At 68.6% G+C, this 13,710-nt stretch carries 7 protein-coding genes and 1 pseudogene; 5 read left to right on the forward strand and 3 right to left on the reverse strand.

Features of this window, described 5'->3' with window-relative positions; all coding sequences use genetic code 11:
* Positions 1–390: pseudogene (locus EYW47_RS41180) on the forward strand (hypothetical protein); the annotation flags it as partial.
* Positions 391–406: 16 nt separating this feature from the next.
* On the opposite strand, the gene EYW47_RS36805 reads toward EYW47_RS41180, so the two are convergent.
* Entirely contained in the window at positions 407–826 is a 420-nt protein-coding gene (locus tag EYW47_RS36805) for a HypC/HybG/HupF family hydrogenase formation chaperone (protein ID WP_133199726.1), read from the reverse strand.
* A 414-nt stretch (positions 827–1,240) separates the two neighbouring features.
* Here EYW47_RS36805 and EYW47_RS36810 point away from each other — a divergent pair, with 414 nt between their 5' ends.
* On the forward strand, positions 1,241–2,140 hold the full coding sequence (locus tag EYW47_RS36810) for a peptidylprolyl isomerase (RefSeq protein ID WP_165976782.1): 900 nt from the start codon (positions 1,241–1,243) through the stop codon (positions 2,138–2,140).
* Between the two features lie 145 nt (positions 2,141–2,285).
* Here EYW47_RS36810 and EYW47_RS36815 read toward each other — a convergent pair whose 3' ends face one another.
* The gene (locus EYW47_RS36815) at positions 2,286–4,970 is read right to left on the reverse strand and encodes a heavy metal translocating P-type ATPase (protein WP_133199728.1); all 2,685 of its coding nucleotides are present in this window, start codon (positions 4,968–4,970) and stop codon (positions 2,286–2,288) included.
* Positions 4,971–5,250: 280 nt separating this feature from the next.
* Between EYW47_RS36815 and EYW47_RS36820 the strand changes: the two genes are divergently transcribed.
* Both EYW47_RS36820 and EYW47_RS36825 read left to right on the forward strand, forming a co-directional pair.
* Positions 5,251–6,666, forward strand: a complete 1,416-nt coding sequence (locus tag EYW47_RS36820) for a DUF1254 domain-containing protein (protein WP_133199729.1) — start codon at positions 5,251–5,253, stop codon at positions 6,664–6,666.
* A 355-nt stretch (positions 6,667–7,021) separates the two neighbouring features.
* Entirely contained in the window at positions 7,022–10,834 is a 3,813-nt protein-coding gene (locus EYW47_RS36825) for a DUF748 domain-containing protein (RefSeq protein ID WP_133199730.1), read from the forward strand.
* Positions 10,835–10,870: 36 nt separating this feature from the next.
* Here EYW47_RS36825 and pdxR read toward each other — a convergent pair whose 3' ends face one another.
* Positions 10,871–12,403, reverse strand: coding sequence for a MocR-like pyridoxine biosynthesis transcription factor PdxR (pdxR, locus tag EYW47_RS36830; RefSeq protein ID WP_377785103.1), 1,533 nt, complete (start codon positions 12,401–12,403; stop codon positions 10,871–10,873).
* 149 nt (positions 12,404–12,552) lie between these two features.
* Between pdxR and EYW47_RS36835 the strand changes: the two genes are divergently transcribed.
* On the forward strand, positions 12,553–13,665 hold the full coding sequence (locus EYW47_RS36835) for an ABC transporter ATP-binding protein (protein WP_133199732.1): 1,113 nt from the start codon (positions 12,553–12,555) through the stop codon (positions 13,663–13,665).
* Positions 13,666–13,710 lie beyond the last annotated feature (45 nt).

Consider the following 13,710-nt stretch of genomic DNA (forward strand, 5'->3'; position numbering starts at 1 on the left):
CCGCGCGCGCCGGCCCGCGCACCGGCGCCGCGGCCCAGCGCGCCCGCCGTGGCGCCGGCGTCCGAACCCACCGAAGTGCCGCCGACGAGCGGCGTCGCGCAAGCAGGCGCGGCTTCGGGCGCTGCCGTGCCGCCTGAGATCCAGCGCATGTTCGGCGAGCCGCCGGTGATCGGCGCTTCGGGTGCCTCCGGCGCGGCGGCGGGGCAGCCGCCGCATCAGGAGCAGGCGCCCCAGCCGGCGCCTTATCCGCCGCAGGAACCGTCGCTCGCGCCAACGCCCACGCCCGATGACTCCAATTCGGATAACGGCGCGGGCAACGGCAACGGCGCGCAATACACGCCGCCAACGCCGTCGCCCACGCCTGCGGCCACGCAGCCGCAGGGCAACTGACCCGGCGCGTGGCGGCCTAGCGGTTCTGGAATGGGCGCGCGCTGCCGCGCCCATTCACGAGCGTCAGATAGTGCGCGAGACCCGGCGACGCGTGCGCGCCGTCGAGCTCGCCGCTGGCGATGGCTTCGAGCGCATCGAGCGCCGCGTCGATGTCGCGGGCGCGTTCGGCGTCGATGACCGTACGCGCCGCGCCGCGGAACGCCAGCACCCAGGCGCCGGCCGGCAGCGGGCCGGTGCGCGCGAGATCGATCGCGCAGGCGCCGTGACGCGTCACGGCCTGGGCGGCCAGGCCCTCCGCGCAGACGATTCGGGCGGGCACGCCCACCAGCATCGGCCGTTCGGATTTTGCGGGTTGCGGCATGCGCGCGTCCGGCCACGAGCGCGGGTGCATGCCGGCGGCTGCGGGGAGGGCGGACGGGCGGATGAATCGGGTCATGGCACTCCTCTACACCGCGAATGGGCGGCTGGTCGGGCGAGAACGACGGCGCAAGGTAGCAGCATCTCGTTGGCCTGCGACTGTGCGGCAGCGGGCCGATTGATCGCGCGCAAGTGAGTATGCGCTGGGGCGGTTATCCCCAGATTTCGTGGAAAGGGCTGTGGACAACCTGTCCGCATCCGCGCCAAGGTGTTGATCCTGAAGCGAATTGTTCTCGCGGCCACGAAGCGGGCCGTTTTTTGTGCTGATATGTGTCAAGGCCAGGGCTGGTCCGCCCGCGCCTTTGACAAGAATTGACGACAGGTTAGCGAAACATCGTCTAGATTGCGCCGTTTCGGCTTTTTGGCTCACGCAGGCGATAATGCGCGGCGGGCCAGCCGGCCTGACCCATTGGAGTGAATCGAGATGTCCCGCATGTCCCCCCTGATCCGCACGCTGTGCGCGAGCGCCTTTGTTTCGGTTGCGTTGAACGCAGTGCTGCCTGCTCTCGCGCGCGCCCAGGATCTCCCGGCCGCCGCGTCCCAGGCCTTGCCCGCCGCCTCCAAAGACTTGCCCGCCGGGGCGGTGGCCGTGGTCAACGGCGTGCAGATTCCGCAGTCCGCGATGGACGACGCGGTGCGCACGGCGGTGAGCCGCGGCAGCGACGTCGATACGCCCCAGTTGCGCGCGGCGCTCAAGCAGCAGTTGATCATCCGCGAAGTGCTGCGGCAGCAGGCGGTGCGCGCGCATTACGACCAGCGCCCCGAGGTGGCTCAGGCGGCCGAAGACCAGAAGGTGGACGTCGAGATCCAGGCGTGGCTGCAAGACAATGTGCACGTGCCCGAGCCGACCGAGCGCCAGATCCGGGCGCGCTACAACAGCGTGAACACCGAGCTCGGCAAATACGAGTACAAGCCGCAGTTCGTCGTGCTCGCCGATCAAGCGGTGGCGAAGGACGTGATTGCGCAGGCCAAGGCCGGCAAGCCGTTCGACGCGCTCGCGCGCAAGTACAGCATCGTTCCCTCGAAGGAGAACGGCGGCGAAATGCCGTGGGTGAGCTTCAAGACGCCGGTGGTCGAGGGCAAGACGCGCGGCGTGCCGGTGGATGTTGCGCGGATGCTCGCGCAGTTGCCCGTGGGCGGGGTGGCGCCGCAGCCGGTGCAGTCGGGTCAGGCCTGGGTGGTCGTCAAGCTCGATGACAAGCGTGCCATGAATGTGCAGTCGTACGGCGACGTGAAGGATCAGATTCGCCGCCAGATCATTGCGGAGTCCATGGATGCCGGCGCGGCCAAGCTCGTGAAGTCGCTGGTGCAGAGCGCGAAGATCGTGCAATAGCCCATTCGCTACCGCTCGCGGGCGGGCCAGTGCTGGTACGGCAGCGCGGCCCGCGAGCCGATGAAAAAAGCCGGACGGCGCGTCATGCGCCGTCCGGCTTTTTTCATGGTGCGTCCCCCGGAGTGTGGCCGCGACCGTGGCCGGATTAACGGCGCTCGCGCCAGGTGCGCAGCAAGAGCGCGTTGGTCACCACGCTGACACTCGAAAACGCCATGGCGGCGCCCGCGAGCATGGGATTGAGCAGCCCGAAGGCGGCGAGCGGAACCCCGATCAGGTTGTAGACGAACGCCCAGAACAGGTTCTGCTGGATCTTGCGCCACGTGCGCCGCGAGATGTCGATGGCGGCGGCCACGAGCGCGGGGTCGCCGCGCATGAGCGTGATGCCGGCCGCATGCATGGCCACGTCGGTGCCCGTGGCCATGGCGATGCCGATGTCGGCGGCGGCCAGCGCGGGCGCGTCGTTGATGCCGTCGCCGGCCATCGCGACCACGGCGCCGGTGCGGATCTTGAGGTCGCGGATCGTGCGTGCCTTGTCGTCGGGCAGCACCTGCGCGTGAATCTCGTCGATGCCGAGCTGCGCCGCCACGGCGCGCGCGCTGCCCGCGTTGTCGCCGGTCACGAGCACGCTGCGGATGCCCATCGCCTTCAGGCGCGCCACGGCTTCGCGCGCGGTGGGCTTCACCGTGTCGCCGAAGGCGAGTAGCGCGAGCACCTCGTGCGTCGAATTGAGCGGCTCGCTGCGCGCGGTCTCGCCGGGTGCCTGGCCGGCTTCGCCGCCGGACGTGCTCATCAGCCAGGACACCGTGTTGCCTTCGGCTTCGAGCGCCTGCGCGCGCGCCGCGAGCGTGGGCGGCACGGCGAGTCCGAGCTCCGCGAGCCAGTGCGCGCTGCCGATCGCGAGAGGCCGCCCGTTCACCTCGGCCTGCACGCCGCGCCCGGGCACCGCGCGCGCATGCGCGGCGGTGGGCAGCGCCGCAGCGGCCACGCCTGAAGCCTGGTCTGCGAACGCTTTCACCACGGCCTTCGCGAGCGGATGGTCGCTGTGCTGCTGCACCTCGGCGGCGAGCATGAGCGCGTCGCCGCGCGCGATGCCGCCAGCCGTTTCGAACGCCGTGAGCGAGGGCTGGCCGAGCGTGAGCGTGCCGGTCTTGTCGAAGGCCACGACGCTCACATCGTGCGCCGTTTCCAGTGCTTCGGCGTCCTTGATCAGCACGCCGTGGCGCGCGGCCACGCCGGTGCCGGCCATGATCGCGGCGGGGGTGGCGAGGCCGAGCGCGCACGGGCAGGCGATCACGAGCACCGCCACCGCGTTGAGGATCGCGGTTTCGGCGCTCGCACCCGCGAGCAGCCAGCCGCCGAGCGTGATGGCCGCGATCACGAGAATCGCGGGCACGAACACGGCGCTCACGCGGTCGACGAGACGCTGGATTGGCGCTTTCTCGGCTTGAGCGCTCTCCACGAGACGGATGATGCGCGCGAGCGTCGTTTCCGCGCCAATGGCGGTGGTGCGCACGGCCACGAGCCCTTCGCCGTTGATGGAGCCGGCGGTGACGGCGTCGTCGGGGGCCTTCGGCACGGGCAGGCTTTCGCCCGTGATGAGCGATTCGTCGACGTGGCTGCGGCCTTCGATCACGACGCCGTCGGTGGGCACGCGCTCGCCCGGCCGCACCACGACCACGGCGCCCACGCGCACCTGCGCGAGCGGCACCTCGCGCTCCGTGCCGTTTGCGCGGATGCGCGCGCGATCGGGGCGCAGCGCGTTGAGCGCGCGGATGGCGTCCGTGGTCTGGCGCTTCGCGCGCGCTTCGAGCCACTTGCCGAAGCGCACCAGCGTGATGACGACGGCCGAGGCCTCGAAGTACAGGTGCGCGGCGTCGCCGGGGTGCGCGAGCATCGCGTAGACGCTCACGCCCCACGCCGCCGAGGTGCCGAGCGCGACCAGCAGGTCCATGTTGCCGGCACCCGCGCGCACGGCCTTCCACGCGGCGCGATAGAAGCGCGCGCCGAAGCCGAACTGGACGATCGAGGCGAGCACGAACTGGGCCGCGGCCGGCAGCATCCAGTGCAAACCGAGCCAGTGGCCGAACATCGGCACGACGAGCGGCGTGGTTAGGACGGCGGCCGCCAGCACCGCGCGCAACTCGCGGCGTGCGGCGTCCTGCGCCGCGGCGGCGCGCGACGGGGCGGCGCCCGTTGTGCTCGTGTTCGCTGCGCCGGTTGCATCGGTTGCATCGGTTGCATCGGTCGCGCCGGTTGTTACGTCGGCATGCACATCCTCGACGAGCGGCGTGGCCTCGTAGCCGGCCTTCTGCACGGCCGCCACAAGGCGCTCGCGCATTGCGTCATCGACGGGCGCCTCGAGCCGCACCGCGGCGTTTTCGGTGGCGAGGTTGACGGTGGCGCTCGCCACGCCCGGCACGCGCGCGAGGACTTTCTCGACACGGTTCGCGCAGGCCGCGCAGGTCATGCCGCCGATGGCGAAGCTCGCGCTCTGGTCGGCGGCGGCCGATGCACCCGCATCGGTGCTCGCATTGGCGGATGCCTCGGCGCCGGCGTCCGCAACGGGCTCGGCTTCATAGCCCGCCTTCTCGACGGCCGCCACGAGCTGGACGGTGAGCGCCTTCGCTGCATCGCCGCCGGCTTCGGCGCGGGCCTCGACGGTGGCTTTTTCCGTGGCGAGATTGACCGACGCGCGCGTCACGCCCGGCACTTTCGCGAGCGCCTTCTCGACACGCATGGCGCACGAGGCGCAGGTCATGCCGCGGATTTCGAGCTCCGCCACGCGGCGTCCGGCACGCCCGGCAATTTCGGCAACGAGGGGATCGTTCATGATGATGACGCGCAAGCGCGATAACTATTCGACGTTACGCAGTATCTACGTTCCCATCATGGGAAGGTCAAGGGCGATGCCCGATGCAATGGAGAATTACGTACAGCAGACTTTTCAGGGGCTGACGCCGGCGATACGATACCACCCGGCGGCATTGGCACCATGCTGCGCGCATTGGACCACGGCCCGGGGGGGCCGCGCGCGGCGTCGGAGGCCGGTCGACGTCAACTCATGGACCGCCCGCTTCGCACATAATCTACAAATGACAACAAAACGCCGAATGATTCCTTATTTCCGCGCCTGCGCCGCACTCGCAGGTGTCGCCCTCATTGCCGGATGCGCATCGGCGCCCGAAGGCGCCGCGCCCAAGAGCAACGGCTGGGTCAAGGACGAAGTGTCCGACTCCTATGTGTTCGGCTATCCGCTCGTGCTGATGGACATCTCGCGCGAGGCCGCCACCGGCAGCGCGCCCGGCCAGGCCGCGCCGAACACGCTGCGCCACGCGCAGTCGCTGCCGCCCGTCGGCGCCTCGAGCCCGCGTGAGCCCAATCTCGACACGCTCGGCTCGTCCGGCTGGCTCGACGTGAGCCGCGAACCGGTGCTCGTCGCGCTGCCCGACTCGCACGGCCGCTATATGGATGCGCGCGCGCTCGACATGTGGACCAACGTCCTCTGGTCGACGGCCGCGAAAGGCAACCAGCGCGTAAGCGGCCTGAAATCGCAAACGATTGCGTTCGTGCCCGCCGGCTGGAAGGGCACGCTGCCCGCGCGCGCGCAGCGCGTCGACGTGAGCACGCGCTACGTCTGGTTCCTCGCGCGCATCGAGACGCGCGGCGGCGGCGATCTCGCGAGCGCCCGCCGTCTGCAGCGCGGTATCCGCGTGGCGCCGCTTTCCGCCTGGGATGCGCGCGGCCAGCGCGTTGCGCAGGCGGACCCGCAAACGGGCGCGAGCCTCGCCGGCGACCCCGTCGCGACGGGCACGCCGGCCGCGCAGATCGCGGCGCTCGACGCCAAGGGCTTCTTCGACCGCCTCGCGCTCGCGCTGGAAGACAACGCGCCGGAGCCCGGCGACGCGCACGCGCTCAAGATTCTCGGCGACATCGGCGTGCATCCCGGCGATCCGGCGCAATTGCCGAACGGCGCGAAGGATGCCGCCGTGGTGAACGCGGGCTTCGCCGACGGCCGCACACGCGTGGCCACGCCGCCTTCGAACCTGCTGGCCGGCAACGGCTGGCTCTGGGTGGGCGACGATGCCGGCAACTACGGCGCCGACTACGCGTTGCGCGGCTACGCGGCTTATGCCTCGCCGGGCCTGCCCACCAGCCGCGACGAAGCGCGTGCGCGCGTGGCCCAGGACAGCGACGGCCACACGCTGAACGGCGCGAACCGCTACGTGATCCATTTCAGCGCGAAAGCGCTCCCGCCGGTGCGCGGCTTCTGGTCGATCACGGCCTACACGACCGACGGCGCGATCGACGACGACGCGCCTGTGCGCGTCGCCTTCGGCGACCGCAACGGCGCGCGGCGCAACCGCGACGGCTCGCTCGACGTGCAGGTGAGCGCGGAGCGGCCGCGCAGCGGCGCGAACTGGGTGCCGGTGCCGAAGGGCGACTTCCGCCTCGTGCTGCGCATGTATGCGCCGAAGCCCCAGGCCACGGACGGCACGTGGCAGCCGCCGGCGGTCGAGCGGCAGTGATGCGCGCGCGGGGCGGCGAGGCCGCCCTGCCGAAACGGTAAAACGGCGGAGCGTCCTGGGCGCTCCGCCGTTTTTTTTTGCATCGTGCGGGCGCATTTGCGTCATGCGCTGGCCGTGTCGAGTCCACTGCACGGCTCATTGCTCACCGCGTCGCGGCCATCCCCGGCCGCACCTTCTGCGCACCTTCGCGGCGGCCCCGCCCGCCGACGCAAAACCCGCACCACCCGACGTTTTACAGCCGCGCAAGAGCGCATCGGACCTATACTTCCGCCTGTCAGGCTCATCGTCAGTCGAATAGAGCCAACTCAGTCTCACTACCGCGGCGAACTTCTCTCCGCGTCACCGGCCGTCAAGCATGGCAAGCCTCAACAAAACATCGCTGACTACTTCCTTGCAATCGGTGCGCGCCGTGGCGCGCGCCCCCCGCACACGGCGCATCTTCACGGGCATCGCGATCTTCCTCGTGGTGTTCGGACTGCTCGGCTTCTTCGCCGCGCCGCCGCTCATCCGGCACGTTGCCGAACAGCAGTTGAGCAAGCTGCTCGACCGGCCCGTCACGATCGCGCGCATCGGGCTCAATCCCTACACGCTGCGTCTCGAAGCGGACCGCGTGCATATCGGCGAGCGCGGCGGCCAGGGCGACTTCGTCGATGTCGAAAAGCTCGTCGTGAAGCCTTCGTGGTCGTCGATCTTCCGCGCGGCGCCCATCGTCGATGAAGTGCGGCTCGACTCGCCGCGTGCGACCATCGTGCGGCTCGACGCACAGCGCTTCAACTTCTCGGACCTGATCGAGAAGTTCTCGAAGCCATCCGAAAAGCCGAGTAACAAGCCCGCGCAGTTCTCGGTCTCGAACATCCACGTCGAGAACGGCCAGATCACCTTCGACGATCGCCTGCTCAACGAAAAGCACGTGATCGACCGCTGGTCGCTCGGCATTCCGTTCATCGCCACGCTGGCTTCGAAGACCGATATCTTCGTCCAGCCGATGCTGCGCGCGCGCATCGACGGCGCCAGCACGCTCGCCATCGACGGCAAGACCAAGCCGTTTGCCGCGTCGCGCGAATCGGAGATCGAGCTGCGCCTCACCGATCTCGACGTGCCGAAGCTGCTCACCTATGCGCCTGCGAAGCTGCCGGTCGTGCTCAAGAGCGGCAAGCTCTCCACCAACCTCAAGCTCGACTTCGTGATGTCGGGCGAGAAGCCCACGCTGCGCGTTTCGGGAACGACCGACCTCAACGACGTCGATGCCACCGACAACGCCAACGCGCCGCTGTTCGGCGCGCGCGGCCTGCATGCGGCGGCGGCGTCGCTCGAGCCGTTCGGCAACGTCTATCGCTTCGACGCGATCCGTATCGACGCGCCCACGGCCTGGATCGTGCGCGACAAGGCGGGCGTGCTGAACGTCGAGAAGCTGGCCGGCGCCCCGGCGGCGAAGGCCGAGGCGGGCACGGCAGCGGGCGCGCAAAAGAGTGAACAGCAGGGCGAACACAAAGGCGCCGCAAGCGCTGTCGCGGCGGTCCCGCCTGCGGCGTCGGGCGCACAGGCCGAGACCGGGGCAGCGGCAAAGGCGCCGCCGCTCGACCTCTCGATCCGCCAGTTCGCGATCTCGGACGGCACGGTGCACGTGCACGACGAAGCGGCGTCCCGGCCGGTGGAGCTGGACCTGAGCAACGTCGCCACGACACTCACCAACTTCTCCACGTTGGCCAAAGCGCCCGCTGCCTACACGCTCGCGTTGAGCGCGCGCGACGGCGGCACGCTGCAGGCCTCGGGCACTTTCGGCCTCGCCGCGAAGAGCGCCGACGCGAAGATCGCCCTGAGCAACGTGACGCTGCCGCAGGCGCAGCCCTATCTCGACGGCGTGACGGCCGCGCAGATTCAGGACGGCAAGCTGAGCCTCGACTCGGCCATCAAGGCGGACTGGGCGCAGCAGCCGGCCGCCGTGCAGGTGGGCGCGAGCACGCTGAGTCTCGATGGGCTCAAGCTCGCCGAACGCGGCTCGAAGACGACGGCCGTGGCGCTCGCGAAGGGCACGGTGCAGGTGACCCAGGTCGATCTCGCGGCGCGCACGGCGCAGATCGCCTCGGTGGACACGAATGGCCTCGCCATCAACGTCGAGCGCACGAAGGACGGCAAGATCGACCTCATGCAGCTCGCGGCCGGCCACGAGGCCGCGCCCGAGCGCACGGCGATTCACGCGGCGCAGAAGTCGGTGAAGGAAGGCCCGGCGTGGCACTACAAGATCGACTCCGTGAGCGTGAGCGGCGGCTCAGTCAACTTCACGGACAGCACGACGCCGCACCCGGTCAAGCTTGCCGTCGCGCCGCTCGACCTGAAGGTCCAGCAAATCAGCGACGACATGAAGCACGCGTTGCCCATCGACCTGAAGGCCACCGTCAACAAGAAGGGCACGCTCGCGCTCAATGGCGACGTGAACCCCACGCCGCTGAAGGCGCAGTTGAAGATCGACGCGAACCGGCTCGATGCCGCCGCGTTCGAGCCGTACTTCGGCAGCCAGCTGAACGCGGTGATCGCCAGCGCGCTGCTCAACATGAAGGGGCAGCTTGCCGTCGAGCAGGGCAAGGCGTTCAAGGCGAACTATCGCGGCGATGCGGCGCTCGTGGACGTGCGCATGCTCGACAAGGCGACGTCCGACCCGTTCGCGGGCTGGCGCTCGCTGGCGTTCTCGAACCTGAAGGCGAGCTACGACGACGTGCGCGGCACCGACGTGGACGCGAGCCGCGTGACCTTCGCCGGCTTCTATGGGCGCGTGCTGCTCGACGCGCAAGGCAAGCTCAATCTCAAGGACGTGGTGGCGCACGAGAGCGGGCAAGCGCAGTCGCTCACGCGCGACACGAGCGGCCACGAGCCGGTGCCGCTCTCGCCGCAGGCGGCGAGCGCGCCGGTGCAGACGGCCTCGGCGCCCGCGCCGGCCTCCGCTCCCGCGACGGTGACCGCCGCGCAGCCGCCGAAGCATCCGGTGCGCCTGCACTTCGGCGAGCTCGTGCTGCAGAGCGGCCGCGTGACCTATACCGATAACTTCATCAAGCCGAACTACAGCGCCGACCTCGTGCAGATCCAGGGCACGGTGGGCGCGTTCGGCACCGAGTCGACCGCGCCCGCGCCCGTCGACGTTTCGGCCAAGCTCGCGGCGAACGGGCCCATCACGATCAAGGGCAATGTAAATCCGCTCATCGAGAAGCCTGCGCTCGACATCACCGCGAGCGCGCACGACATCGAGCTGACCAATCTCACGCCGTACTCGGCCAAGTACGCGGGTTATCCGATCACGAAGGGCAAGCTCAACGTCGACTTGCACTACCAGCTCGCGAACGACCAGCTCTCGGCGAACAACCATATTTTCATCGACCAGCTCACGTTCGGCGATCACGTGCAAAACGACACCGCAACGAAGCTGCCCGTGCGTCTCGCGATCTCACTGCTCAAAAACCGGCGCGGCGAGATCGACGTGAACATTCCGGTGTCGGGCTCGCTCTCGAACCCGGAGTTCAGCCTGGGCGGCCTGATCTGGAAGGCAGTGCTCAACCTGATCGCGAAGGCCGTGACCGCGCCGTTCTCGCTGCTCGCGAACGCATTCGGCGGCGGTGGCGAGGAGCTCGGCTACGTGGAATTCGCGCCGGGCTCGGCCACGCTCTCCGACGCCGACAACAAGAAGCTCGACACGATCGCGAAGGCGCTCGACGACAAGCCCTCGATCAAGATCGACCTGATCGGCCGCGTCGATCCGGCCGTGGACACGCCCGCGCTGCGCGAGAACTACGTGGACCGCCTCGTGCGCCAGCAGAAGGTGAAGGACACGGTGGGCAACGGCGAGAGCGTGGACACCTCGCAGGTGCAGGTCGATCAGAAGGAATACGAAAAATATCTGACGAAGGCCTATAAGGATGCCGACTTCAAGAAGCCGCGCAACATGATCGGCCTGACGAAGACGCTGCCCGACGACGACATGAAGCAGGCGCTCGCTGAGCACGCGCCCGTGGACGACGCCACGCTGCGCGATCTCGCGCAACGGCGTGCCCAGGCCGTGCAGCAGTACTTCGAAGGCAAGGTCGACCCGAGCCGCGTGTTCGTGGTGGCGCCCAAGCTCGACGCGAAGGGCATCGACGATAAAGGTGCGACGACGCGCGTCGACTTCGGGCTCAAATGACGGTGCGCATGCGGGCCGGCACCGCATGCTCCTGTGTCACGCCACGCGTTCGCGTGGCGTGCTGGCGGTTCCAGCGGTTCTTCGAGTGCCAAACGCATGCGTCTCGATCACGCGCGCGAGCGTGGAGAACGCGGGGCCGATTTCCTCGTGCGGCACGCACGCATAACCCGTTAGCAATCCTTTGCGTTGCTGCTTGCCGAAGTAATAGGCCGCAAGCGGCCGCACGATCACGCCGGCTTCGTACGAGGCCGCGGTCACCGCGCGGTCGTCGCAGTGCTCCGGCAGGCCCAGCACGAAGTGCAGCCCGGCCTCGTCGCCCATGACCGGAAGCGCGTCGCCGAAATGCCGGGTCACGGCGTCGATCAGCAATTGCCGCCGTTCACCGTAGAGCGTGCGCATGCGGCGCACGTGCGTGGTGAGATAGCCGTCCATGATGAATTCGGCGAGCACGGCTTGCTGCATGAGCTGGCCTTCGCGATAGAGCTCGGCCACGCCGGTGCGGAACGCGCCCACGAGCCGCTCGGGAACGACCATATAGCCCACGCGCAAGCCCGGAAACAGCAGCTTGCCGAGGCTGCCCACGTAGATCACCTGGCCCGAATCGTCGAGCCCCTGCAGCGAGGCGATCGGGCGGCTGCCGTAGCGGAACTCGCTGTCGTAGTCGTCCTCGATGATCCACACCTTGTGCTGGCGCGCGTATTCGAGCAGCGTGCGGCGCCTCGCGAGACTCATCACCATGCCGAGCGGATATTGATGCGAAGGCGTGACGAGCGCGATGCGCGGCGGATGGCGCAAGTCCGATTCGCGCGGATCGAGCCCTTCGTCGTCCACGGGAATGGGCGCGAGCTTGAGGCCCGAGGCCTGCAGCACGCTGCGCGCGCCCCAGTAGCAGGGCTCCTCCACCCATGCGCGGTCGCCGGTGTCGGCGAGCAGGCGCACCGCGAGATCGATCGACTGATGGATGCCGGTCGTGATGATGATCTGGTCGGGCGTGCAGCGCACGGAGCGCGCCACGCGCAAATAGTCCGAGAGCGCCCGCCGCAAAGGCCGGTAGCCGCCGCCCGGTGCGTACGTGAGCAGGTCGGGGCTCACCGACTTCCAGAGCCGCGACTGCAGGCGGCTCCATGTGCGCGCGGGAAACTCGGCCACGTCGGGCACGCCGGGCATGAACGCGCCCCATTGCCTCGCGGAAACGCCGGCTTCGTCGATCAGACGCTGCCCGCGCACCGACATGTCGCCGCGTGGGCTGGGCTCGGGCACGGCGCGCGTCGCGGCGTCCAGGCGCGGGCCCACGGCGGCTGAGTCGGGGCGCGTGTCCGCGACGTAGGTGCCGCTGCCGGTGCTCGAGAGCACGTAGCCTTCGGCGCCCAACTGGTCGTACACATGGAGTACCGTGTTGCGCGCGATGCCGAGGTCTCCCGCGAGCAGGCGCGAGCTGGGCAGCTTCGTGCCGGGCGCGAGCTGGCCGGTCAGGATGGCCTGCTGCATCAGTTGCAGCAACTGGCGGTAGACCGGTTCCACCGAGGTTTTGTCGAGTTGAGCGGCAAGCCAGTCGGACAGGATGACCATGGCCAAGTGGTTCCATCGAGAATAATGAAATGGCTCCATTCAATAGAGCCGTGAGCGTCTATAGTAATTCGCACGTCAGATCCGGCGAAGGTCTGTGTCAGAATAAATTAATGGTGCCGGATCTGGTTGGACGGCAAGGAGACAGGGCGATGAAGACCTCAGACGTGATCGTCAGCTTTCGCGGCGTGCGCAAGACGTACGACGGCGAGACGCTGGTGGTGAAGCAACTCGATCTGGACATCTATCAGGGCGAGTTCTTGACGCTGCTCGGGCCGTCCGGCTCCGGCAAGACCACCTGCCTGATGATGCTGGCGGGCTTCGAGTTTCCCACCGGCGGCGAGATCCGCCTCGAAGGCAAGCTGCTCAACAACGTGCCGCCGCACAAGCGCGACATCGGCATGGTGTTTCAGAACTACGCGCTCTTTCCGCACATGACCGTCGAGCAGAACGTAGCCTATCCGCTCGGCGTGCGCAGGGTGCCGGCGGCCGAGCGCGCCGCGCGCGTGCACGACGCGCTCAAGATGGTGCGCATGGAAAGCTTTGGCAAACGCTATCCCGCCCAGCTTTCGGGCGGCCAGCAGCAGCGCATCGCGCTGGCCCGCGCGCTCGTGTTCCAGCCCAAGCTCGTGCTCATGGACGAGCCGCTCGGTGCGCTCGACAAGCAATTGCGTGAACATATGCAGTACGAACTGAAGTCGCTGCACGAGAAGCTCGGCGTCACGTTCGTCTATGTCACGCATGACCAGGGCGAGGCGCTCACCATGTCGGACCGCGTGGCGGTGTTCGACAAGGGCATCGTGCAGCAGCTCGATAGCGTGGACCGCCTCTACGAATCGCCGTGCAACGAGTTCGTGGCGAACTTCATCGGCGACAGCAACCGGCTGCGCGGCAAGATCGCGGCTGTGGACGGCGAATTCTGCGAGATCCATCTCGCCGACGGCACGCGCCTGAAAGGCCGCAACGTGGCGGGCGCGCAGGAGGGCGCCGATGCCATCGCCTGCATCCGGCCCGAGCGCATGAAGCTCGCCGCACACAGCGCTAACGGTGGCCAGGCGAGGGTGCTAAACGGTGCGAACGCGCTGGCGGGCGAGGCGCGCGGCCTCATCTATTTCGGCGACCACGTGCGCATGCGCTGCGGTTTGCCCCATCAGGACGAGTGCTTCGTGAAGGTGCCGCTCGGCACCGAGGCGCTCAAAGCCTTCGTGCCCGGCCAGCCGGTCGCGCTCGAGTTCGCGCCGGAGCATCTGCGCGTCTTCGCATGACGCACTTCAAGCGCGCGAAAACATACCACCAAGGAGAAGGGGACT

It is taken from the genome of Paraburkholderia silviterrae (assembly GCF_004353915.1).
In the GTDB taxonomy this organism is placed as follows: Bacteria; Pseudomonadota; Gammaproteobacteria; order Burkholderiales; family Burkholderiaceae; genus Paraburkholderia; species Paraburkholderia silviterrae.

What these genes read in the sequence shown, in the direction of transcription:
- EYW47_RS36805 (WP_133199726.1), bottom strand. Translation starts at nt 826, where the DNA reads ATGACCCGATTCATCCGCCCGTCCGCCCTCCCCGCAGCCGCCGGCATG.
- EYW47_RS36810 (WP_165976782.1), top strand. Translation starts at nt 1,241, where the DNA reads ATGTCCCCCCTGATCCGCACGCTGTGCGCGAGCGCCTTTGTTTCGGTT.
- EYW47_RS36815 (WP_133199728.1), bottom strand. Translation starts at nt 4,970, where the DNA reads ATGAACGATCCCCTCGTTGCCGAAATTGCCGGGCGTGCCGGACGCCGC.
- EYW47_RS36820 (WP_133199729.1), top strand. Translation starts at nt 5,251, where the DNA reads ATGATTCCTTATTTCCGCGCCTGCGCCGCACTCGCAGGTGTCGCCCTC.
- EYW47_RS36825 (WP_133199730.1), top strand. Translation starts at nt 7,022, where the DNA reads ATGGCAAGCCTCAACAAAACATCGCTGACTACTTCCTTGCAATCGGTG.
- pdxR (WP_377785103.1), bottom strand. Translation starts at nt 12,403, where the DNA reads ATGGTCATCCTGTCCGACTGGCTTGCCGCTCAACTCGACAAAACCTCG.
- EYW47_RS36835 (WP_133199732.1), top strand. Translation starts at nt 12,553, where the DNA reads ATGAAGACCTCAGACGTGATCGTCAGCTTTCGCGGCGTGCGCAAGACG.